We start from the raw sequence: 22,107 nt of genomic DNA, 5'->3' as shown, positions 1-22,107 counted from the left end.
CTGTTGTCGTTTATCCACGAGACTGGCTCCAAATTGCACGAATTTGAGTCGCCAGTTGCATGGGATCAAAAGGCTTAATGATGACGTCACGCGCACCCAAACTGCGATAGTGCTCTATCTCATTTGGCTGAACTTTGGCCGTCATAAAAGCAACAGGGATCTGCGTGATGTCGACCATCCTGCCAAGTTCCTGAAGTGTTTGCGGGCCATCCATGCCCGGCATCATGACATCCAGCAGAATGAAATCAGGAGCAAATCCTTGAACTTGGTCGAGGGCATCCTGACCGCAACTACAGCTCAACACCGTAAAGCCACCGACCGCTTCCAGTGCCACCTTGGCGACTGCCTGGATTGATGGGTCATCTTCGACATGAAGAATTCGCTTGAGGTCAGGCATATCCATTCTCCTTGGTCGGCAACAGTCGAGCCAGAATATCGAGGAAGTCTTGAGTCTCCGTTCTGGACTTTGCGAGCGCTGCTTCAACGCGGCTTAGTTGTTCCGTTGACAGTTCTGTCGAGGACAGAACCACTATCGGTAGTCCAGGGCAAAGTTGGTGAATCTCCTCTATAAGCTCAAGACCACTTCCATCAGGCAAATTCAAATCCAGTAACACCAAATCCAGACTGCCAGCTATTAAATGCTGACGGGCTTCGTTCAAAGTGGCTACGCCAATAAATTCCGCCAGGTGGCGGCCCTGCTCGGCAATCACCGTACGCAAGTCGGCATCATCCTCAACATGCAGAATGCGTGGCTTTTCATGCATACCACTAAGCGCCCTACGCAAGCCGCCCAATAGCCGCGCGGGATCAATCGGCTTATCCAGCCAGTCAACCACATGCAGCCCCCCTGCAAGCTCAGCTGGCCTTGTTCGTTGGCAGCCGAGATCACTAAGATAGGCAGATCACGAGCGCTAGAATTGCGATGTAACTCCTGGATGAACTCCACGCCATTGCCATCTGGCATACGTAAATCCAAGGTAATCGCGGCTACCGGTTCGCGCTCAAGTAGCTCCCGGGCTACGGCCAGACTATGTGCCAGCAATACACGGTAGCCAGCCCCCTGTAGCAGCATTTGCAGTAGCCGTGCAATATCGGCCTCATCCTCTACAACCAAAATAGTTGGGCGTTGTAGATCGGGGGCTGGCGTATGGGTCATTAAAACTGGCAGCTCAAACCAAAAGGTGCTGCCATGCCCCTCCTGTGAGTCAAAGCCGATGTGACCACCCATGCGCTCAATCAGTTCTTTGCTGATGGCGAGCCCCAGCCCAGTACCGCCTTTCTGCCGTTGATCGCCACTTTCGGCCTGAGAGAACTTATGGAAGATATGGCTGCGGAAATGCTCGGGAATACCACTGCCTTGGTCCGTCACGCTGACCCGCACACGGCCATCACGCAACGTCGTATGCAAGCGGACCTGACCACCGAACGGGGAAAACTTGATGGCATTTGAAAGAAAGTTGGATAACACCTGCTGCAAGCGCAGGGCATCAGCCCGGACCTGGAGCATCGGTATAGGGTCCAGGTGCAGTTCTACCTGATGCTGGCTGGCATAGGACTGATTGCAACTCACGGCCTCTTCTAGCTCTGCGGCGAGTGCCAAGTTACTCAGTTCGAAACTGAGCTTGCCTGCAGCAAGCTTGTCCATGTCCAACAGGTCGTTAATCAGATGGCTAAGGCGCTGACTGTTCTGCTGAGCGATTTCCAACATCGGCCTCATGGAGTCTGGAACAACCCCTAACGCACCGCCATTAACCAAGCCCAGCGAGCCTGAAATAGATGTCAACGGTGTCCGCAGTTCGTGGCTGACTGTAGAAACAAAATCGTTCTTCAGTTGTTCAATGCGTTTCTGTTCACTGAGATCCATGGCTGTGCCACTGGCACGCATCATCTGCCCGTCACTTGAATACTGGATCAGCGCCCGTATCAGTACCGGTAAGCTGTGACCATCGTGCGTCAATAAGCGACACTCATGATTCAGGTATTTCTCGGCCTCACCTTCCGAGGGTTGCAGCAGATCTTGCAGCACAGGCAAATCTTCGGGGTGAACCAGTTGCGCCCAATCGTTGAACGGCGGCTGAGGGCCATCATCAGAATAACCGAGCATCTGCCACGTGCGGGGGGATGCATAAAAGCTTGCACTCTGCATATCCAAATCCCACCAGCCATCATGACCGCCCTGAAGCACACGTTGCAGTCGCACCTCGCTGTTGCGTAACTGAACGGTCATGTCGCCAGCAAGTTTGAGTGCGTTCTGCTGGCCCTGGGCAAGGGTGCGCGTGAGGAAAAACAGCAGCACACTGATGATGCCGCCCAGAAGAAGGAGAAGGTCCTGCCCCTGATGGAAGCGCTTGAAAAAGCCTGGCTGGGCGTAGAAGGAAAAGGTCCAGTTCTGACCGAACAATTGAAGTGATGCCTGCCTTATTGCCACCTGGCCTGAGGCAACACGCGGATCACTCACGAAAAGCTGTTGCTCGGGATCGGCTTTGGCCCCGGAGAACAAGGCAAAATCAATCTGCAACTTGCGCCCGTCAAGAATCCCGCTCATCAGATCGGTGACACGGTATGGGCTGTAAACAAAACCACGTAAGGCGTCGAAGCGTTCTTTAGCGTTAGTTAGCGGCGCACCTGAACGGTAAACAGGTACGTACATCAACAACCCTGCCTGCGCCGGGCCTGCCGTTTCTTGCATCAGCGTCACTTTACCGCTGAGTTGTGCCTTACCCGTTTCTGCAGCTTGGCGCATGGCCGCTCTGCGCATGGGTTCGGAATACATATCAAAACCGAAAGCCGAAAGATTACGCCCGCTGAATGGCTCCAGAAACAGGATGGAGGTGTATAAATCACGAGATCCTGGCGGGCGCACAGAGAAATCAGCAAACCCTTCACTGCGCACAACTGCCTCAAATTCTGCCAACTGGCCAGGCCGGATTACCTGACTAAACCCCACGCCCTGAATGCCGGGATAGTTGGTATCCAGGTCAAGACGCTGCACGTAGTGGCGCCAGTCTTCACGGCTGACCGACTCACTCGCCTCAAACAAGCCAGCCCCACCCAGCAAAATTTGCCGATGATTACTCATGCGCTTTTCAACAGCTTCTACCACCTCGCCAGTGAGCTGCTGAAAGTGCAGTTCAGCTGCTGCTTGCTGGCTGGCGCGCAAGCCATACCAGGCCCCCGCCGTTGCGAGCAAACCGCAGAGCAGCACCACAAGCGGCATCATGCGCGGGCTCTGGGATAGGAGCTTTTCAAGTGGACTCATAATTCGTCTTCCTGATGGTGCAGTGGCAGTTCAATCCAGAACGTGCTGCCCCGTTGCGGCCCACTGACAAAGCCAATAGTGCCACCCATGCGCTCTATCAGCTCTTTACTGATGGCCAAGCCAAGACCGGTACCGCCTTTTTGACGGCTGTCGCTCGCGTCGGCCTGGGAAAATTTCTTGAAAATGCGCGCGGTGAAATCCGCGGGTATTCCAAGCCCCTGGTCACTCACCAGAATGCGTACAGACTGCCCCGCAAGCTCGCTGTAAAGGCGAACCTCCCCTTGTGCTGGAGAAAATTTCAGCGCATTGGACAGCAGATTGCTCAGCACCTGTTGCAGACGCTGAGCGTCAGCCAGCACCTGCAGGTCTGGGCAATTGGAATGCAGTAGGCGAACGCCAAGATGCTGAGCGAAGCCCTGATGGCTTGCGTCGCACTCTGCCAACAACTCATCCAGCTTGATCGGTTGCAGATCAAAGCTCATTTTCCCAGCAATCAGCTTGTCCATATCCAACAGATCATCAATCAACTGACGTAAGCGGCGACTGTTGCCCTCCGCAATCGCCAGCATGTCTTTGATGGCATCAGGCACTGCGCCGAGGGCACCACCGTTGATAAGACCAAGTGAGCCGGTAATAGAAGTCAGCGGTGTACGCAGCTCGTGACTGACAGTGGACACAAACTCATCCTTTAACCGCTCAAGATGCTTGCGCTCGGTGATGTCGCTGATAAAGCCATGCCACATGACGCTGCCATCGGCGCCGCGCTGTGGTGCGGCACGCCCTTCAACCCAGATAAGCCCTTTAGTGGGGTGTAGCACCCGGTACTCCTGATGCCATAGCTCAAGATTGGCGGCAGAGGTGGCAATGCTGTCACTTACCCCCTGCAAATCATCGGGGTCAATCAAGGCGTATACGGCAGTAGCATCCTTCGCAACTGCCTCTGGCGTAAGCCCATAAATACTTTCAATGCCTTGACTCGCGTAGGGGAAGCAACTGCGGCCATCTTCTAGCAGCTGGAACTGATAGACCACGCCCGGCAATTGAGCACTAAGCCGTTGTAAGCGCTGCAGCGCTTCTTCGCGATAACTCAGATCATGAACAATGCACAGATAGCCTAGATCGAACTTGTCCTCCAGACTGACGGGGGAAAGGTTCAACAACACCGGCACCGTATGGCCGGAGGCATGTCGCATCTGCACTTCATGCAGCTGGCCCTGGCTGCTGCCTTGAGCAGGTATTGAACTCAGTGCATCACGGGTCAACTGGCGACCATTACGCGGCAGGAGCAACTCAAGTTCTCGCCCGAGCAGGCCATCTGCGTTATAGCCCAGCAAGGTTGCAACACCTGGGCTGGCTTGTTGAATCAAGCCAGCAGGATCGACCACCAGCACCGCCGTACCCGCGCTGCCCAGAATGGCTTTGTGTACGGCAGCTTGCTCGCGCTGATGACGTGACTGCAGCCGCAACTCGAAGAGTTGCACCGTTTGTTGCGCAAGCAGCTTCAAGCTCTGTCGCTGCTGCTCATTGAGCTGACGCGGCTGCCGGTCAATCACACACAAAGTGCCAAGATTATGCCCATGCCCATCGCTGAGCGGCATACCGGCATAGAAGCGAATATCAGGGTCGCTGGTGACCAGTGGGTTATCGCAAAAGCGTGGATCGAGTAGCGCATTTTCGATTTCAAAAAGCTCGTCACGATTGATCGCATGGGCACAAAAAGCCAGCTCCCGTGGTGTCTCACTTACCCCCAACCCGACACGGCTCTTGAACCACTGGCGCTCGGCATCAATCAGTGAAATCAGCGCAATCGGGGTATTACAGATCTGCGCCGCCAATGTAGTGATGTTGTCGAACATGGCTTCGGCAGGTGTGTCCAGCAGCTCGAATGCAAGCAAAGCTGCAAGTCGACTGGGCTCATTAAGCGGGGCCTGAGGGTGCCCTGGATGCTTGCTCATAAATTGGCCCGCTGCGTCGAGGTTGTATGGAGGGGGAGTTCAAACCAGAAGGTACTGCCCTGACCTTTGACGGAGTCAAAACCGATACGTCCGTGCATGCGTTCTAGCAACTCCTTGCTAATCGCCAAGCCAAGACCTGTGCCACCTTTCTGTCGGCGGTCACTGGCATCTGCCTGGGAAAATTTGCTGAAAATTCGGGCCTTAAAATCATCATCAATACCCGCCCCTTGATCCTGGACACTGACCCTGACCTGATCGGCATGCTCCTCGACCAACAGCCTTACCTGAGTACCCGGCGGAGAGAACTTGGCTGCATTGGATAGCAGATTAGCCAGCACCTGGGCCAGGCGCTGCTCATCCACCACAACGCGCAAACTGCAGGGAGGCCCCACCAGATGCAGCAAGACCTGATATTGATCTGCATAGGGCTGATTATGCGCCACGGCCTCTTCGAGCAACGGCCATAGCCACTGATCGCGCAGCTCAACGCGAATTTTGCCGGCCATGAGCTTTTCCATGTCCAGTAAATCATCAATCAACGCCTGCAAACGCAGGCTGTTGGCATGGGCGATTTGCAGAAATTGCTGCATAGCGTGAGGCACCTCACCCAGCACCCCACCGTTAATCAAACTCAGTGCACCGGCGATGGCAGTCAGTGGCGTGCGTAATTCATGGCTGACACTGGCCGTAAACTCGCTCTGCAGGCGTTGTAAACGCAACCGCTCACGCATGTCCTGCACATGCAGAATGCACACCTCATCAGCACCACCCAAAGAGCCAAGAATCGCAGCACTGCACTCAACTGGAATCTGCAGATACTGCGCATCAACCAAGGTCAAAAACCAGCTGTTGTTATGACCTGGGCGAATAGCCGAGACATGTACAGAGAGCGACTCATGCTCAGTAGGCAGGCAATATGAGTGGAGTGGGCGATGCAGCAGTTGCTCTGCGGGCAATTGCAATAACCGACTAAACGCCTGGTTCACGGCAAGCAGCACACCTTCAGCCGACATCAGCACCATACCTTGCGGAGCTAATTCAAACGCCTGAAGAAAATCTCGTTGGCTTTGATTGAGCGCCAACAACAGGTTGGCTCGGCGTTGCTGCGTGTGCAGGGCAAAACCAATTAACCCGGCCACGGTAAAAGCTAATCCCCAACCGAGTATTCGCAACCCGATAAAGGTTTTCCTCGCAGGGTTCAGGGACGCAGCCTGAAGTTGCCACTGGGCGCCAGCCAAGGAAACAGGTAGCCCCACAGCGTCTTGATTGGCAGCCTTAGCCGCCTGATCTGCTGGCGTAAACGTCACAGCTATACCGCGCTTGCGGGCTATAGACTCGACTTCAGCGGCCAGTTGTTCGAAATCGATAACGGTACTGATCAGCCCCCAGTAGCTTTGGTCATTTAGAAAAACCGGTACTCGGTAGATCAACCCTTGCCCCCCTGAAGCAGAGGCAGCGGCCCTACCAGATGTGGCTTACGGCTGGCGATGACACGTTGAATGGCCGGCCATTGCGCAGCCAGATCCGGGTAATAAAGCCCCAGTGCAGACTCATTACCTGCCAGCGGGTAGAGAAAATCAATGCGGTTACTTGGTGCCAAGCCTATGTTGCGAATATGCCGCCCCTGCTCAAAGAGACCGCGCAGCCAGGGCTGTAATTCAGCTTCATCGATGCGCCCCTGCTTGGCGGGAATGTAGCTGGCAAGACCGGTAGCCAGATGCAGGGTGGCGTTTAGTTCAGCCAGTAGTACTGCCCGGACTTCATAGGCATGGGCCAGCAGGCGTTGCTGCTCAAGTTCGTGCTGACGCAGGCTGTACTGCCGTAACAGCAGTTCCACACCCAGGCCAAGAATCAGCAGAATGGCCAGGCTGCTCAACATACCCGTGATCAACCTGCGCGGGCTGTGATCACTCATAGGGAAGGCTCCACGGGCAGTTCAATCCAGAACGTGCTGCCCTGACCTTCTACCGAGTCGAAACCGATCTGCCCACCCATTTGTTCAATCAGTTGCTTGCTGATGGCCAGCCCCAACCCGGTACCACCCTTCTGCCTCGTATCGGTTGCATCCGCCTGAGAAAACTTGCTGAAGATTCGCTGACGAAACGCTTGAGGTATACCAGGGCCCTGGTCGCTTACGCTGACCTGTACATAACCATTCTTGCTTGCAACAGCGACCTCAACGGCGCTGCCCTCTGGAGAAAACTTGGCCGCATTGGACAACAGATTGGCCAACACCTGCCCCAACCGCTGACGGTCTACCCGAACCTGTAGATCACCTGCTGGCTGAAGTAACTGCAACTGGACACGATACTGCTCAGCATAGGGCTGGTTCTGTTCAATAGCCGCTTCGAGTAGCTTTTGCAGAGGCTGTAGGCGTATATCGAAGGTCATTTTGCCGGCTATGAGCTTGTCCATATCCAGCAGGTCATTGATCAATTCGCCAAGACGCTGGCTATTACCCTGAGCGATACGCAGCATGTCCTGCATCACAACAGGCACCTCACCCAAAGCGCCACCGTTTATCAGGCCCAGGGCACCTGCGATGGCGGTCAGTGGCGTGCGCAGCTCATGGCTGACTGTAGAAACAAACTCATTTTTCATTTGCTCGATGCGCTTGCGCTCGCTGATGTCGCGGATTACGGCAATAAAACGAAGCCCGCCCTGATAGGTAATCTGCGACACCGCCAGCTCCATAACGAACTGTTCGCCACTCTGGCGCTGGGCCGGTAGCTCTTTGGGTCTACCCAGAATGCCCGCGACACCACTCTGCAGATAGGTCGCTAGGTCGTCATACTTGGTTCGGTAATAAGCAGGCGTGAGTAAGTTGGCGCTCTGCCCTCTTACATCCTCCAGGCGATAACCGAAAATGCGCTCAGCGGCTGGGTTAAAGGTCTCTATTAACCCCTGCTCGTTAATCGTGATGATTGCATCAATAACGTTATCAAGCAGAGTGCCCAGGTATTCCTCACGCTCGCGAAGTGCTTTTTCGGCCTCGACCCGCTCACTGAAGTTCTGAATTTGCGATACGAAATGCAAAGGCTGACCTAGGGCGTCGCGCACCAGTGACACGCTCAGCAAAATCCAAATTACCCGACCTTGTCTATCCAGGTAGCGTTTTTCCAGTTGGTAGTCGTTGATCTCGCCATTGAGCAGCCGCTGCAAAAGCTGCAGGTCAGTCTCAAGGTCATCGGGATGGGTGATGTGCTGGTAGTCCAGCTGAAGAAGCTCACTGCGGCTGTAACCCAGCATTGCGCAGAGTGCATCGTTGACCTCAAGCCAACGGCCATCCAAGCCCACCATGGCCATACCCTGAGGCGCGGTATTGAATGCCCCGCTGAAACGCTGCTGGCTAACGCACAAAGCATCCTCTGCCTGCTTGCGGTCACTGATATCCCAGACGAATCCGGACACCCAGAGCAACGCCCCCCCTTGGTCGTACTCACCGCGCCCTTTCTCTCGCACCCATACGCTGTGGCCATCCGCGTGCTGCAACCTATAGGTCAATTCGAACGTCTCTTTTCGTTCGATAGCGCCGACGGCCTGATAGGTAATATGCAGGTCATCCGGGTGGATCACACTCGCATACGTTCTAACTCGATTATCGATAAAGTCGCTGGCCGGAAAGCCGGACAGTTCAGCAACCTCGTCACTCATAAAGCGCATGGTCCACTCGGAATCATTCTCACACCGGTAAACCATGCCAGGCAGGTTGGCAACCAAGCCACGAAAGCGGCTTTCACTTTTCTGCAGCGAACGTGTTGCGGCTTGAAGCTCACTGATATCACTGGCAATACCCAAAAATCCGGTGATTTGACCGTGCTGATCGAACATGGCACTGACGGTCAGGTTAACTTGGCGCTGACTGTCATCCTTGCACTGGTAAGTCCACTGCCGGGTTTCGGGTTCGCCGCTGCGGGCCTGGTGGACAAACACCTCAAACCCGCTGATCGCCATCCCAAGTTGCTCGCTTAACTGCAGGCCACGCTGCTCAACCTCACCAGCAAGGTGAAACAGTGCTGGCGTATGCAAACCAACAACCTCGTCAGCGCTGTAGCCGAGCAGACGTTCGGCACCACGATTGAACAGGGTAATCCGGCCAGCCGGATTAGTAGCGATCACGCTGACCCCTGTAGCTGAATCGAGTACTGCTTGCAGGAAGGCGCGCGCCTGATAAATCGCCTCTTGCTGTTCACGCACTTCCGTGATGTCAGCATGCGTGCCATACATCATCAGCGGTTCGCCATCGGCACTCCAACTGACGACGCAACCGCGATCATGCACCCAGACCCAATGTCCGTCCTTATGGCGCATTCGGCACTGGCAGTCGTAATAGGGTGTTTCACCGCGAAAATGAGCTTGAAGCAGCTCACCTGACTGCTCCAGATCATCTGGGTGGGCATGGCTCAACCAGGTGTTAATGTCGATGGGGGCGAGCTCATCCAAGCGATAGCCGATGATCTCCGCCCAGCGTTCGTTGAATACGGTCGCACCGGATTGCACGTTCCATTCCCAGGTGCCGATATTGGTACCTGCAATGATGCTCTGCAAACGCTCGCCTTGGCTCTTTAGGGTGAACTCAGCCATAGCTTGCTCGGTAACATCTTGTACGGTACCGACCAGGCGCACCAAACGCCCCTCAGCGTCGGGTTGCAGCCGCGCTAATTCCTGCACCCAACGCACCTCGCCATTTGGGCGAATAATGCGGTGGCGAACATTATGCTCACCTCCCGCATTTACCCGAGCCTCTGATGCTTCGACGATGGCTACATCCTCAGGATGCACACAGCGTTTAAAGCCCTCAACGCTAGGGGTGAAATGCTCAATGTCATAACCGAAAATCTCATAGATAGGCGCTGACCAATACAGACTGCCATCATCAAGATTGGCCTCCCAATGCCCGAGGCGAGCGATACGCTGCGACTCATCCAAGCGTTGCAGCAAGACCTGACGGGCATGCTCCTGCTGTTGACGCTCCAGCACGGCACCAACCCAGCGAGCAAAAAGGCGGAGAAACTCCAACTCCGCGTCGTCGAATGGCACTTTACGAGGCTCAGTTGAGCAAAACGCCAGCGTACCGAAGACACGATCACTGACTACAACTGCAATTCCGATATAGGTTTCCAAACTAAACGCGGGGTAACAGGGATGGTGCGCATACTCGCTGTTGCCCATATGGTCGATAGCCAATACATCACGGCCAGCTAGGGTGAGGCTGCAGTATGTTTCGCCCAGACTGAAGTGCTGGCCATCTTGTAGCGTGCCCGGCGGAGAAAACTGCGCCAGGACATGATAGTCCTCGCCTTCAATCTGACTGATGAGTCCCAGCGGGGTACCATAAAAATCAGCGCCCAGCTGCAAAGCAGCGCGCAGTTGCTGCTGATTATCCAAATGAGCCAGTGCAGCAATTTGGTTAAGTGCGCTTAACGCATATTGTTGCCGCTGCAGACTTTGCTGGGTTTGCTGACGCTGAATATCGCGACGCAACGCCTCAATCAGCTGACCCAGCGTTGCCAGAAGAGGCTTGAGCTGTTCAGCGAATTCATCAACATAACCACCTGGACGGTTTGCAATACCCAGCATCCCAACCATCTGACCGTTAGCGAACAACGGAAACCCCGCGAAAGCCTCCAAAGGCGGATGACCAGGCGGCAACCCACCACGCCGGGGATCTTCGCTGGGGGTATTTGTGATCAGTGCCATGGCATCACGAATTACACGACCGAATAACGTGTCGAGGTTATGAAACTCCATTCCCTGATCTGCACGCTCAGAATAAAAATCAGCGCTGGCCTGATCCCAGGCGATATTGCTGATGGCATAAGTGCGCAGGTACGGCAGGCCTTGCAGATCTTGGAGTACCTCACCGATAAATCCGAACTGACTTTCAGTGACGGCCAAGACGCGATTAAGCAATGTATTAAAACTGTCGCGCTGATTATCCGTCTGGATATATTCAGCCTGAGCCCAGGTAATCAACCCTAACAACTCACGGGCTTGCTCACTTTCTCGGTGACGTTCCTCTAGGTCAGCCTGATGAATGAGCGACTGTTGCCGGGTGTTATAGCGAGCGGCACAGAACATCAACAGCAAAAGGCCAAGAGCTGCCAACCATGCAACTGACCATCTAATGAACAGCTGCCTTTTATCACTGAGGTGCTGCTCGTAGGACTGGGCTACGCGCAAGCTCGCGGGCTCGTTCTCAGAGTGCTGCACCGATAACTCAGACTCAAGGCTGTTGGGCTGATCACTCTGAATGATCAGGCGCTGCTCGGCCTGCTTGGAATGCTGCCAGAGGGCATCCCATTCACTTATGGTCTGCCAATACAAGCCCACAAACAACAGTGTCAGGCAAAGGCTGCCGCCTAGCACAATAAAAAAAGTAAGCGACTTGGGTTTGCTCATTATGTGCCACGCACCTATCAATTCAGGCCAACAAGCCGACGTAAACGAGCTAGTTTGGATGGATCTGCCTGACCGATAAGCTCGGTAGCGGCAAGATGCATGAGTATGGCTTCACGCCGCGTATTGATCGCCGGTAGCGCATAGCAAGCGCCAATAAGGTCCCGCAAAGGGATAGGTAATCGCCAGTGTGCCTTCAGGCGCCCCGCCAACTCGCTGCTGCTATTGGCCAGAGCGTGGCTTAAGTCTTCCAGAGATAAGCTGTGCCCTTTATCACGCCAGAGTTGGGCCTGCCCCAACACACAAAGCTCACCCATACGATGCAACAGCGCCGCACTGTGCAGCGACGCAGGATCAATACGACAGGCCGCAGCCAAATCCGCTACGCGCTTGCACAAAGACTGGGTCTGTCCGAACTGCTCCTGGGCAATCAAAACCAGCTCGGGGTCCTGTAGCTCAGCCTCAGGCCGAAGGGTTAGCCCAAGCGCAATATTCAAGCTGGTGGCGACACCGAGTGTCTGCAAAGCCTCGTGCACACTCATACAGGCTGAGCCGCCATTGCTGTACTGAGCACCATTGGCGGCAGCCAAAAGACGCGCGGTGATGGCAGGCTCCTCACGCGCAATTTCGTACAGTCCGCGCAACTCTGCCGGCTGCTTGCCAAGCGCGACGAGCCTGGCAAAGCTGCCCGCTTGCAACGGCATATCAAGTTTTTCGCTTGTTTGCTCAGCCAGAAAATCCGTAAAACGCTCAACCGCAGGTGCGACAGCGGGGCTCAACGAACTGGTGGCAGGTAATAAACGATCCAAGCAAGCCAGAACCTTGGGTACCTGAAAGGGCTTGCTGATAAACGCGCTCACCCGTAGCGACCGCACCTCCAGCACACTGTCACGATCTGCACGCCCGGTAATCATGACAAGAGGCACCTGAGTATCCTGCCTGCGGATTCGCTCAAGCAAACGAGTGCCAGGCCCGTCAGGGAGGTTCCAGTCGCAAATCACCAGATCCGCAGGGTTGCTCTGCCACTCATCCAAAGCAGCGTTTACGCTTGTTTTGCAGCTAATTTGCGCCTGCGGGCGGAGGCTGTGAACGATTTGCCGCAAGAGGTCAGCAATCCAGACATCGTCTTCGAGAATCATTACGTGCATCTGTCACTCCTACAGCCTTCATCCAATAAGGCTAGCGCAGCATTTTTTGTTATGTCTGTAGCTATGTATAGCCCCCGGCACCTGATTAGGCTAATAAAACTTTACTTGAATGCTCGCTCTAACATTAAACCCGGAGCCATCAGAGCTAGCTCATGACAAAAAACATGAGTACGTTTAGTAAAAATCAAAAAACACATCAACGGCTTTTATAAATCCAACCCCGCTTGAACACTCACAAAAACCATCACACTGACACATCAAACATATTCTTTAAAAGCCTGTCGCTAAAAATAATTAGTTCTCGCAACACATCAACAAGTATTTCATCAACCAGTAGGTATAACTGCAAGTCTTTGTCATCATGAATCAGGCGATGTTCAAGTTCTCCGGCGAAAGTTGAAAGGAGCTGCGTCCCCTTGGTGCCACACGCACCTCTCATCGCATGAAGCACAGATGCTGCACCGACAGGATCTCGACGCTTGGAAAAACTACTTAACCGATCAAGTTGATTTAATTGTGAAGGCGCAAGGCTATTCAACACACTCTTTATTAAACCTAGATTGCCACCAAATCGAAAGCTAATGAACTCAAACGACTCGACAACGGAACCACTACCTACCTCTCGCAACGATACAAGTGACATCACCCCGCCACTGATTAAATGCACCTGCAATCTAGCCACAGACTTAACCAACTCAGCAGGAACAGCCAAACAATCTTCACCTAGAGTATATGGCGAGTTATTTGACATTCTATAGCCACTGCATTCCAATACGACTGGCGGCGGCAAAAACTGAGTGCAACACCTGACCTTTCCGGTACGGTGCTGCCCCTATGTCTTATTCCGAACTCAGCGTTGAAGAACGCGCCACCATTCAAATCAGCCGTGCCCAAGGGTTCAGCCTGCGCAAGATTGCTTGCTTGATCACCCGATCCCCTTCGACCATCAGCCGGGAGCTGCGCCGCAATCGAGATGTCTGTGGTGGCTACTCGGCCCGCATGGCCCAGCAGCAGATGCAGGCCCGCCGCCAAGGCTGTCGACCGAAACGAAAGCTGTTGCCGGGTGGTGAGCGCTTTCAGTTGGTGGCCCATATGCTGCGCGAGCGTTTGTCTCCCGAGCAGATTGCCGGCAAGCTGCGCAGCATGAACATTCCCAGCCTCAGAGATGCATACGTCTGTCGCGAGACGATCTATAACGCCATCTATGCCTTGCCGGTCGGCGAGCTGCGTAAGGAGCTGATCATCTGCCTGCGCCAAAGTAAGACGACGCGCCGGCCGCGCTCTGGCGGCGTGGATCGGCGTGGCCAGATCCCCGAGATGGTCAGCATCCATGTGCGCCCACCGGAGATCGAAGACCGACTGATGCCAGGGCATTGGGAAGGCGATCTGATCAAGGGCAAGGCCAACGCCTCGTCTGTAGGCACGCTGGTAGAGCGCACCAGTGGCTACCTGATGCTGGTAAAGATGAACGACGCGACGGCGACCTCGGCGATGGAAGGCTTCAGTGCAGCGCTCAATGGCATGCCGCTGGCGATGCGCAAGAGCATGACCTACGACCAGGGCCGAGAAATGGCGCGGCATGCTGAAATCACCCAGCAGACCGGGGTGGCGATTTACTTCTGCGATCCGCATAGCCCTTGGCAACGCGGCAGCAACGAAAACATCAATGGCCTGATCCGCCAGTACCTGCCCAAGGGCACGGACTTGTCGGTACACAGCCAAGAAGAACTCGACGCTATTGCACTGCAACTGAACATGCGACCGCGTAAGCGCTTCGACTTCAAGTGCCCCATCGAAGTTATGGGTGAGGTGATGCAGAAGGCCATGGCTATGCGGCATGATGCTCCAGCTTCAATTCAATGACCGTGTTGCACTCAGCTCCTGCAACCGCCACTCATAAAAGCCCCGAAATAACAACCAAAACTATTTAAAACCAAACCTACCAGAATGAAGCAGAGCGACAAACTCCTCATAAGTAATAGGTTTTGAATGCATAATCCGGCAACCTAATGACTGCAAGGCAGATATCTGCTCCAGCGTTTCAACACCCTCCGCCACCAACTCAAACTCAAACTCAAACGCTTGAGAAATCCTCACAATCGCATCAACGATTATCGCATCACTCTTATCGACTAACATGTCAATAATATTGGCGCCTTGATCTATAAGCGACTTTGCATCAAAACACGCCTGCTGCAGCACATACTTTCCCAACGGAATGATCAAGCCGGTTTCTTCAGCCAAGGGGATAAAATCTGCCGGGGAAATTAACTCACCATCTTCACCACGCCAGCGCAACAAAGCTTCCATACCAACAACCTTGTTTTCATCAGCAACTACTTTGGCTTGATAAAAAACCTCAAAAACCCGAGCATCCAATGCACTGCGCATGTGCTGTTCAAGTAGATGGCGCCCACGTGTAGACGGTGGCTTCTTACCGCCTGACAACAGGTTGAGGTGGTTATAATATTGCCTCAAAACTGCCACTGACCCCATCCATGGACATTGATCTCGCACGCACCTTCCTCGAAATCGTCCGTGGCGGCAGCTTTATTGCGGCCTCCCAGCGCATGCACGTAACCCAGACCGCGATTACCGCGCGCATCCAGAGCCTGGAGAGTCAGCTTGGCTGCAAACTGTTTGTGCGTAACCGCGCCGGGGCCAAGCTGACCGCCGACGGTGAGGTTTTCGTCGTGCACGCCAACCAGATGGTGCTCACCTGGGAAGCCGCGCAAAGGGATCTGCCCCTGGTCAAGGGCTATCACAACATCCTCCACGTGGGTGGGGAGGTCAGTCTCTGCAACCCGTTGATGCTTAAATGGGTACGGGCCTTGCGCGAGGGCATTAGCACCCATGCCGTGCGGGCCGACGTTGGCGATGCTCAACGCCTGTTGCAGCAGTTGGAAGTGGGTACACTGGATGCGGCCCTGGTTTACCAACCGAGCTATTGGCCAAGCCTACAAGTCGAGGAGTTACTGGAAGAAAAGCTGATCCAGGTTTACCTACCCGCCAATCCAGAGCCCTATATCTACATTGACTGGGGTGACGCGTTCCGACGTCAGCACGATGCCGCCTTGCCGGAAAAAGCCAAGGCATCCCTGGGCTTTAACCTTGGGCCGTTGGCCTTGCAGTACATCCTTGAACATGGCGGCAGCGGTTACTTTCGCACCCGCGTGGTGCAGAGCTACCTCGACAGCGGCGTACTGGCACGGATGGAGAAAGCACCAGAGTTCAGCTATCCGACTTATCTAGTGTATTCCCGCGAACGTGATTCGGCGGTGCTGCAGCAGGCCTTTGCCCTGCTACGCGAAGTCGTCAGAAGCGATACGGACTGGTCCCAACGCTGGGACCCGATGATCTGATCCACATACCCACCCGGGAATGACTCTCGGCAATGCCCGGATTTCAGCCCAGATGGGCAATCAGGTCACGGTGCAAGGCCGTAATCAGATCCGTCTGGGTCACGATGCCCACGAGTTCGCCTTTTTCCAAGACCGGCAGACAATGCAGCCCCATACTCGACAGCAGTGGAATCAGCTCGACCACATGGGTATCGCTGTCCGTCGAGATCGCCGGCTGGCTCATCACACGGCTGACCGGAATATTCCCACGTCCAGGAAATTTGAGGCGGCGAGCCCTGCGTGAATGACCGAGCAAGTCCGTCAGGCTGACCACACCGACCAGTCGACGCTGTTCATCAAGCACCGGCAGACTGCGCACATGGTGGTGCTCGAATAGACGCAGCGCCTGGCGCAATGTGGTGTTCGGCGTCACGCTGCGCACATCCAGGGACATGATCTGCCAGGCGCGGATATTACCCATGCTGCGCCGCAGTGCGTATTTCTCAGTGGCACGGATAAGCTGCTCTAAATCCTCGCGGGTCACGTCAATAAATTCGCCCATATCTTCCAGGGCATGATCGAGGTCACCAGCCGTAATGCCGACGCGCTCCTGCGGTGCCAGATCATCGGTATTGTGAGTTTTGCCGGTAGGCACAGCGTGCGCCCGTGGATAGCGCACCCAGCTCAGGTTGTTGTACAGCAAGGCGAAGACCAGCAGGCAACAGGCGTTGAGCATCACCGGGTAGATGATCTGCCAATCCAGGCCGCGAATATGTCCATCACCTATGGCAACACAAAACGCCACAGCGCCACCCGGCGGGTGCAGGCAACGCAGCGGGCACATGAGGATCAGGGCCAAACCGACCGCTATGCTGGCACTGAGCATAGAACTGCCAGTGCAATGGACAACCAATAGGGCCACCACCGTCGCGGTGAGGTAGCTGCCGATGATCGACCAGGGCTGCGCAAGCATCCCCGAAGACACCGCGAACAACAGCACCGCCGAGGCCCCCAGCGGACCGACTAATTGCGCGGCCACTGTGGGGCCGAATAGCTGATGACAGAGCCAGGTAGTCAACAACACGCCCAGCCCCGCGCCCAGGCCGGCACGCAGCCACTCCCGGGGATGGGTGTTCATCGACTGAGGGACGAAAGCGTAGAGCCAGTTCAGCAGCGCAGAGCGAGGTTGGGGCATGGTTCGGTGCATCTGTAGTGAGAAAAAGGGCTCACACGCGTAAGCCCTGAAGCGTGCCAAGGGGTAAGGCACGGGTCCCCTCCGTGGGTATGGAAACTCCGGATTCAGGCATCCCACCTGCTCGCTCGCGGACACGCCACTGGCTCTGCCAGCGGCTCCATTACCCGGTCGCAGACGCGGCCGGTGGCGGCGGTCATATTGCGCGCGGCCAGTGCGTCATCGGCGAACGGCAGCAGTGCGGCTTGCTCCAGCTCGTCGCACGAGCTCAGGCCGATGCAGTAATAAAGGCCGCCGCAGAACACCACGAGTCCGAGAATAAACATCAGGCATGCACTCCAACCGACTTATGTGCGGTGCGCTCGCTGGAGCGTATGGTCATCCAGGTATTCCAGGCCATCAACAACATGCCACTGGCGAAGATCGCGCCGCCCACCAGCCGCACAATAAAGCCTGGATGGCTGGCCTCAAGGGCCTCAACGAAGGAGTAAGTCAGAGTGCCGTCCTCATTGACCGCACGCCACATCAGGCCCTGGGTTATACCATTGACCCACATCGAGGCGATGTACAGCACGCTGCCCAGGGTGGCCAGCCAGAAGTGCGTGTTTATCAAGCCGACGCTGTACATCTGCTCGCGGTCATAGAGCTTGGGAATCATGTGATACAGCGTGCCGATGGAGATCATTGCCACCCAGCCCAAAGCCCCGGCGTGAACATGGCCGATGGTCCAGTCGGTGTAGTGCGACAGGGCGTTAACCGTTTTGATCGCCATCATCGGACCTTCAAAAGTCGACATGCCGTAGAACGCCAGCGAAACCACCAGAAAACGCAAGATCGGGTCGGTGCGCAACTTATGCCAGGCACCCGACAGCGTCATCATGCCGTTGATCATGCCGCCCCAGCTGGGTGCCAAGAGGATGATCGACATCGCCATACCCAGCGTCTGCGCCCAGTCCGGCAAGGCGGTGTAATGCAGATGGTGCGGACCAGCCCAGATATACAGGGCGATGATGGCCCAGAAGTGAACGATGGATAGACGGTAGGAGTAAATCGGTCGCGCAGCCTGTTTGGGCACGAAGTAATACATCATGCCTAAGAAACCCACGGACAAAATAAAGCCCACCACACTGTGCCCATACCACCACTGGATCATTGCATCGGTGGCACCGGAATAGATCGAGTATGACTTCAGTAAGCTGACGGGAACAGACAGATGATTAACCACATGCACCATGCCCGTGACGATGATGAATGCCCCGTAGAACCAGTTCCCGACATAGATATGCTTGACCGTACGCCGCGCGATGGTGCCAAAGAACAGGTAGGTGTAGGCCAGCCAAACGATGGCCACCCACAAGGCTATCGGCCACTCCATCTCGGCATATTCCTTGGAGGTGGTGATGCCTAATGGATAACTCACCAGCAAGGCTACGATTGCAGCTTGCCAGCCCCAGAACACGAAGCGCGCCAGGCCGTCGGAAACCAGCGCTGCTCGACTGGTGCGCTGCACCACATACAGCGAAGTAGCAAACAGCGCTCCGCCACCAAACGCAAAAATCACTAGATTGGTGTGAATGGGTCGGATACGCCCGAAACTGGTCCAGGGCAGACCGAAGTTCAGTTCCGGCCAGACCAATTGGGCGGCGATAAACACACCCATGGCCATGCCAAGAATGCCCCAGAGCAATGTCATCAGCGTGAACTGGCGGACGACTGCGTAGTTATAGGCAGGAGAAGGACGGGTATCGTCGGTAGCATTCATTATCAGAAGGTCCAAAGCACAGGATACGCGGCAAAGAAACCTGTCTACGCGATTTTGCAAAGCTGTCACGTAGCCGAAGAGCTCTCACAAACAAGCTCGCTAGCGCGTGATACTGGCTTCTCGGTCGACAGGGGCGCGTAGTGTGCCGGGCCTTATAGATAACAACAAACTAATAATATTATTAATTTAGTTCACTATTAATGAACTAAAAGATTACCGCTTTCTGCCAAATTGGTGTCCCTACCACGCAATAAAGCAATAACCATGGACGACTCAGCCAATCTGCTAAAGACATCGCAGCGCTAACATCGGGAGTGAACTTCTACTTGCCCCGCACTGCCAGGATACGTGTTGCGCCCCGGGTTTTCTGGCAGTACCAGAAGACCCGGCTGACCCCGCGGGTGATCGCCACGTAGGCCTGGCGTAAGCATTCATCCTGCATGGCCTGGTCGTAGCTGTTGCTGAAGAAGCCAGAGTAGACATACAGCGCGTTGCGCAGCGGGTGCGACTCAGGCGGTTGGCAATCATTTAGGATGATCTCCACTTCGGCTTGAAAACCGTTGGCACGGTGGGTGGTATAGGCCTTGACCGGCAGTCTCTTGTCCAGTTGCGCTCGGCCGCATAGGCGCACTGCTCGCTGATCTGCTTGAGTAGTTCCGGCAGGTTTGCCTTGCTGTCGAAACGCTGAATTAGGCGTATGCCGTGATCGCCCGGCTGCGTGGTCTTGATCGCCTGGCTGGGTTTCTGCTGCTTGTGCTGCACATCGCCCAGCAGCGCTTCGGCGTCACGGATAATTAGCTCGACCGAGTGATAGTTGTTGGCCAGGGTCAGCACCGCGCTGGGCTTTGCCCGCCGCTTGCCCGGAAAGTGCCGGTCGAAGTCAATAAACAGCTCCGGCGAGCTGCCGCGCCAGCCGTAGATCGAATTCCAGTCGTCCCCGATTGCCATCCGGCTGACAACATTACCCAGGCTGGCTTGGGCACGCTGCACAGCCTGCAGTCATAGGACGATCTGCGGCGAGATGTCCTGGAACTCTTCGATCAGCAGATGACTAAACGATACCAGCATAGATGCTGCCACGCCCTGCCCGCCTGCATTCAGCCACTCTGTCAGCTGGGCGAAGGCGGTATTAGAGGTCATCAGCCCCTACGCCTATGACAACGCTCGAAGTAAGGCCAAACAGTAGCAGGGCTTCGCTGAACTCACGTACCGCTGTCGGGCCCTTTAACGCCTACGGCTGCAGCGCCGCAACAGTAATGCCGACACTTTCGGCAAACCCTGCCACTCAGGGCTTGGACTTATACTGATTGTCCTGGCCACAGGCTCAAAAGCTACTTCATTTCATTCTACGGGAGGCTTTTCAATATCTACCAGCATAGCGTGGGACTTATCATTTTTGCCTTGGGCTTAGCGATTAATGGGGTTAGGGTTGCTCTTCAATTCCACCTGCTGGACGGAATTACTGGATGTCAGTGCACCCCGAATCACCAAATAGAAATACGCCTCGCTTCAGATAGGCGCACATTGAACCAAAAGCGCGCTCACAGATGGAAATGGCCAGCAGCCTCTGGCTGGTAGAGCACTTTCCTGATCTCAATCCGGCAGGTCCGATCTGAAACGCGCCATTCGATGGCGTCCCCCTCCTGATAACCGAGGATGGCAGCGCCGATATCAGAGCACACCGAATACTTGCCGAGGCTTGTGTCTGCATGCTCCGGATAGACCAAGGTTACTTCGATCTCGTCTTCGTCCAGTTGGAGCAATGCCCTGGAGTTCATCGTGACGACGTTACTTGCAACCTGCTGCGGTTTTACGACTATCGCTCTTTCAAGCTCATGCTCTAGTTCAATAACAGCGGGGCCATGCTCCAGCACGATCAGGCTCTCAAGCATAGTTTTGTCGATTTCAGTGATGTAGATCCGGCTGGAATCATCGCCAGCACCTTCGCGCAATAACTGGAGATAGCGCCGGACCGTCATGGAAAATAGCTTTAGTGCCGGCGTTTCACTCTCAAGAATAAAACCACTTCGTAAAAAGGCTTTTAGCGAGCGCACGTTGTCAGGGTGAATCTTGGCGATGAGCTTTTCTGCCCGCATCTCAAGAAAAGCCAGCTTCATGCCTTCGCGGATTGTGCTGGCACCAAGGTTTCGGCCCCATTTGTCGCTGTCCCCGATCACTAGGACAATTTCGCAATTTACGCCGGACTTAATGAGGCGGACAAAACCCACCGGAGCATCATGTCTATCATAGGCCATGAAAAATCGGCCGCCCCGGTTGAATAGATGCGTCAGGATCGGTAGTTGAGTCCGATCGATGGCTTGCTCAATGAAGCGGGAGGTATGACGCGAGTCACTCAGGTAACAGGTGACGTGCTCATCCTCCAACCAGTCCATTAGCTTCAGCGCGTGTTCCCGAGTAATTTCAGGGCACAGCGAAATGAAAGGCTTGTTCATCTTCACCACACTTGTCTGTAAAGAATGAAAGCCCTTCATGGCCATAGCCATGACGGTTCTTTCGGTAGCAGGCTATCTTAAGACATAACTCGGATATTGCCGAACGGCACGGAGATTTCGGGAAGGTCACCATTTTGCTGAGCTCGAATCAGGCAACCTCTCTTGTAAATGGTGACGTCCCCAGTGGGACTTGCTGAACAAATGTACAGGATGCACTCATTCGCGTCAGTGCTTCTGGGCGCCTAGGTCTGCCAAGCCATGATTACTGTAATTCGTTAGCGAAACGTCCAACCGCGCCAACAACTTGTTTAGCACCGTCCTGGATTTCCATAATCACGGTGCCAGCTTGGTTGGCCAGCGCTAGGCCTTGCTCGGCTTGCTCACGGCTGCTGAACATCTCTCGCATAGCTCGTTCGGCAAGCGCCTGGTTCTGCTGTACTACATTAACTATTTCTTCAGTGGCTTCGCTGGTTCGGCCAGCCAGCTTGCGCACTTCATCGGCTACTACGGCGAAGCCGCGACCATGTTCACCAGCGCGGGCAGCCTCAATAGCCCTGTACGCAGCAATGCCTCCGGCAGTAGATGGCCTTGCAACTCA

The 22,107-nt window shown here is 55.0% G+C and carries 18 protein-coding genes and 3 pseudogenes; 2 read left to right on the top strand and 19 right to left on the bottom strand.

Annotated elements, in window-relative coordinates; genetic code table 11:
- Positions 1-10: 10 nt before the first annotated feature.
- The 10 genes and pseudogenes from ACEPAJ_RS04980 to ACEPAJ_RS04935 all read right to left on the bottom strand — a co-directional run bounded on the left by ACEPAJ_RS04980 (position 11) and on the right by ACEPAJ_RS04935 (position 13,473).
- A complete protein-coding gene (locus tag ACEPAJ_RS04980; RefSeq protein WP_047302726.1) occupies positions 11-397 on the bottom strand; it encodes a response regulator in 387 nt (128 codons plus the stop codon).
- A complete protein-coding gene (locus tag ACEPAJ_RS04975) occupies positions 390-710 on the bottom strand; it encodes a response regulator (RefSeq protein WP_425917946.1) in 321 nt (106 codons plus the stop codon). Before ACEPAJ_RS04975 ends, ACEPAJ_RS04980 begins: the two co-directional genes overlap by 8 nt.
- Entirely contained in the window at positions 707-2,992 is a 2,286-nt protein-coding gene (locus ACEPAJ_RS04970; RefSeq protein WP_425913875.1) for a CHASE domain-containing protein, read from the bottom strand. Before ACEPAJ_RS04970 ends, ACEPAJ_RS04975 begins: the two co-directional genes overlap by 4 nt.
- Positions 2,993-3,255: 263 nt before the next feature.
- Positions 3,256-5,214: an ATP-binding protein gene (locus tag ACEPAJ_RS04965; protein WP_425913873.1), complete on the bottom strand. Its 1,959-nt coding sequence runs from the start codon at positions 5,212-5,214 to the stop codon at positions 3,256-3,258.
- Positions 5,211-5,954: pseudogene (locus ACEPAJ_RS04960) on the bottom strand (sensor histidine kinase); the annotation flags it as partial. The pseudogene ACEPAJ_RS04960 and the gene ACEPAJ_RS04965, both read right to left, overlap by 4 nt.
- Before the next feature lie 66 nt (positions 5,955-6,020).
- A pseudogene (locus ACEPAJ_RS04955) lies at positions 6,021-6,353 on the bottom strand (PAS domain-containing protein); the annotation flags it as partial.
- Positions 6,354-6,640: 287 nt separating this feature from the next.
- Positions 6,641-7,129: a CHASE domain-containing protein gene (locus ACEPAJ_RS04950; protein ID WP_425913872.1), complete on the bottom strand. Its 489-nt coding sequence runs from the start codon at positions 7,127-7,129 to the stop codon at positions 6,641-6,643.
- Positions 7,126-11,616 carry a PAS domain S-box protein gene (locus ACEPAJ_RS04945; protein ID WP_425913871.1) on the bottom strand — a complete coding sequence of 1,497 codons (4,491 nt, stop codon included), beginning with the start codon at positions 11,614-11,616 and terminating at the stop codon, positions 7,126-7,128. The genes ACEPAJ_RS04950 and ACEPAJ_RS04945 overlap by 4 nt, the downstream gene beginning before the upstream one ends.
- 17 nt (positions 11,617-11,633) lie before the next feature.
- Complete coding sequence (locus tag ACEPAJ_RS04940) at positions 11,634-12,761, bottom strand: response regulator (protein ID WP_425913870.1); 1,128 nt, start codon at positions 12,759-12,761, stop codon at positions 11,634-11,636.
- 244 nt (positions 12,762-13,005) lie between these two features.
- Entirely contained in the window at positions 13,006-13,473 is a 468-nt protein-coding gene (locus ACEPAJ_RS04935) for a hypothetical protein (protein WP_425913868.1), read from the bottom strand.
- A gap of 122 nt (positions 13,474-13,595) precedes the next feature.
- Between ACEPAJ_RS04935 and ACEPAJ_RS04930 the strand changes: the two genes are divergently transcribed.
- The gene (locus tag ACEPAJ_RS04930) at positions 13,596-14,624 is read left to right on the top strand and encodes an IS30-like element ISPa59 family transposase (protein ID WP_153376404.1); all 1,029 of its coding nucleotides are present in this window, start codon (positions 13,596-13,598) and stop codon (positions 14,622-14,624) included.
- A 60-nt stretch (positions 14,625-14,684) separates the two neighbouring features.
- Here the strand turns inward: ACEPAJ_RS04930 and ACEPAJ_RS04925 are convergent, their stop codons facing one another.
- The gene (locus ACEPAJ_RS04925; RefSeq protein WP_425913867.1) at positions 14,685-15,152 is read right to left on the bottom strand and encodes an EAL domain-containing protein; all 468 of its coding nucleotides are present in this window, start codon (positions 15,150-15,152) and stop codon (positions 14,685-14,687) included.
- Positions 15,153-15,259: 107 nt separating this feature from the next.
- Here ACEPAJ_RS04925 and ACEPAJ_RS04920 point away from each other — a divergent pair, with 107 nt between their 5' ends.
- Positions 15,260-16,123 (top strand): LysR family transcriptional regulator, encoded by an 864-nt coding sequence (locus ACEPAJ_RS04920; RefSeq protein WP_143508164.1) that lies wholly within the window; start codon positions 15,260-15,262, stop codon positions 16,121-16,123.
- 43 nt (positions 16,124-16,166) lie between these two features.
- Here the strand turns inward: ACEPAJ_RS04920 and ACEPAJ_RS04915 are convergent, their stop codons facing one another.
- The 8 genes and pseudogenes from ACEPAJ_RS04915 to ACEPAJ_RS04880 form a co-directional block, all read right to left on the bottom strand.
- Positions 16,167-17,297 carry an HPP family protein gene (locus ACEPAJ_RS04915; protein WP_143508165.1) on the bottom strand — a complete coding sequence of 377 codons (1,131 nt, stop codon included), beginning with the start codon at positions 17,295-17,297 and terminating at the stop codon, positions 16,167-16,169.
- Between the two features lie 104 nt (positions 17,298-17,401).
- Positions 17,402-17,620 (bottom strand): hypothetical protein, encoded by a 219-nt coding sequence (locus ACEPAJ_RS04910; RefSeq protein WP_143508166.1) that lies wholly within the window; start codon positions 17,618-17,620, stop codon positions 17,402-17,404.
- Positions 17,620-19,056, bottom strand: a complete 1,437-nt coding sequence (gene ccoN / locus ACEPAJ_RS04905) for a cytochrome-c oxidase, cbb3-type subunit I (RefSeq protein WP_425913865.1) — start codon at positions 19,054-19,056, stop codon at positions 17,620-17,622. Before ccoN ends, ACEPAJ_RS04910 begins: the two co-directional genes overlap by 1 nt.
- A gap of 322 nt (positions 19,057-19,378) precedes the next feature.
- Positions 19,379-19,600 carry a hypothetical protein gene (locus ACEPAJ_RS04900; protein WP_143508168.1) on the bottom strand — a complete coding sequence of 74 codons (222 nt, stop codon included), beginning with the start codon at positions 19,598-19,600 and terminating at the stop codon, positions 19,379-19,381.
- Positions 19,585-20,046, bottom strand: coding sequence for a hypothetical protein (locus tag ACEPAJ_RS04895; RefSeq protein ID WP_425913864.1), 462 nt, complete (start codon positions 20,044-20,046; stop codon positions 19,585-19,587). The genes ACEPAJ_RS04900 and ACEPAJ_RS04895 overlap by 16 nt, the downstream gene beginning before the upstream one ends.
- A gap of 9 nt (positions 20,047-20,055) precedes the next feature.
- Positions 20,056-20,196 carry a hypothetical protein gene (locus ACEPAJ_RS04890; RefSeq protein WP_185965445.1) on the bottom strand — a complete coding sequence of 47 codons (141 nt, stop codon included), beginning with the start codon at positions 20,194-20,196 and terminating at the stop codon, positions 20,056-20,058.
- 401 nt (positions 20,197-20,597) lie between these two features.
- Positions 20,598-21,560, bottom strand: a complete 963-nt coding sequence (locus ACEPAJ_RS04885; protein ID WP_143508170.1) for a bifunctional GNAT family N-acetyltransferase/nucleoside diphosphate kinase regulator — start codon at positions 21,558-21,560, stop codon at positions 20,598-20,600.
- 211 nt (positions 21,561-21,771) lie between these two features.
- Positions 21,772-22,077: pseudogene (locus ACEPAJ_RS04880) on the bottom strand (methyl-accepting chemotaxis protein); the annotation flags it as partial.
- Positions 22,078-22,107: the final 30 nt, after the last annotated feature.

The organism is Pseudomonas sp. GWSMS-1, from assembly GCF_049847425.1.
Taxonomy (GTDB): Bacteria; Pseudomonadota; Gammaproteobacteria; order Pseudomonadales; family Pseudomonadaceae; genus Aquipseudomonas.
The sequence above is the reverse complement of the archived record's forward strand: the minus strand, read 5'-3'. Positions and strand labels throughout refer to the sequence as shown.

Excerpts from the sequence above, each read along its gene's own strand:
- ACEPAJ_RS04980 (WP_047302726.1), bottom strand. The coding sequence starts at position 397 with ATGCCTGACCTCAAGCGAATTCTTCATGTCGAAGATGACCCATCAATC.
- ACEPAJ_RS04965 (WP_425913873.1), bottom strand. The coding sequence starts at position 5,214 with ATGAGCAAGCATCCAGGGCACCCTCAGGCCCCGCTTAATGAGCCCAGT.
- ACEPAJ_RS04950 (WP_425913872.1), bottom strand. The coding sequence starts at position 7,129 with ATGAGTGATCACAGCCCGCGCAGGTTGATCACGGGTATGTTGAGCAGC.
- ACEPAJ_RS04945 (WP_425913871.1), bottom strand. The coding sequence starts at position 11,616 with ATGAGCAAACCCAAGTCGCTTACTTTTTTTATTGTGCTAGGCGGCAGC.
- ACEPAJ_RS04940 (WP_425913870.1), bottom strand. The coding sequence starts at position 12,761 with ATGCACGTAATGATTCTCGAAGACGATGTCTGGATTGCTGACCTCTTG.
- ACEPAJ_RS04930 (WP_153376404.1), top strand. The coding sequence starts at position 13,596 with ATGTCTTATTCCGAACTCAGCGTTGAAGAACGCGCCACCATTCAAATC.
- ACEPAJ_RS04925 (WP_425913867.1), bottom strand. The coding sequence starts at position 15,152 with ATGCGCAGTGCATTGGATGCTCGGGTTTTTGAGGTTTTTTATCAAGCC.
- ACEPAJ_RS04920 (WP_143508164.1), top strand. The coding sequence starts at position 15,260 with ATGGACATTGATCTCGCACGCACCTTCCTCGAAATCGTCCGTGGCGGC.
- ACEPAJ_RS04915 (WP_143508165.1), bottom strand. The coding sequence starts at position 17,297 with ATGCCCCAACCTCGCTCTGCGCTGCTGAACTGGCTCTACGCTTTCGTC.
- ACEPAJ_RS04910 (WP_143508166.1), bottom strand. The coding sequence starts at position 17,620 with ATGTTTATTCTCGGACTCGTGGTGTTCTGCGGCGGCCTTTATTACTGC.
- ccoN (WP_425913865.1), bottom strand. The coding sequence starts at position 19,056 with ATGAATGCTACCGACGATACCCGTCCTTCTCCTGCCTATAACTACGCA.
- ACEPAJ_RS04890 (WP_185965445.1), bottom strand. The coding sequence starts at position 20,196 with ATGACCTCTAATACCGCCTTCGCCCAGCTGACAGAGTGGCTGAATGCA.
- ACEPAJ_RS04885 (WP_143508170.1), bottom strand. The coding sequence starts at position 21,560 with ATGGCTATGGCCATGAAGGGCTTTCATTCTTTACAGACAAGTGTGGTG.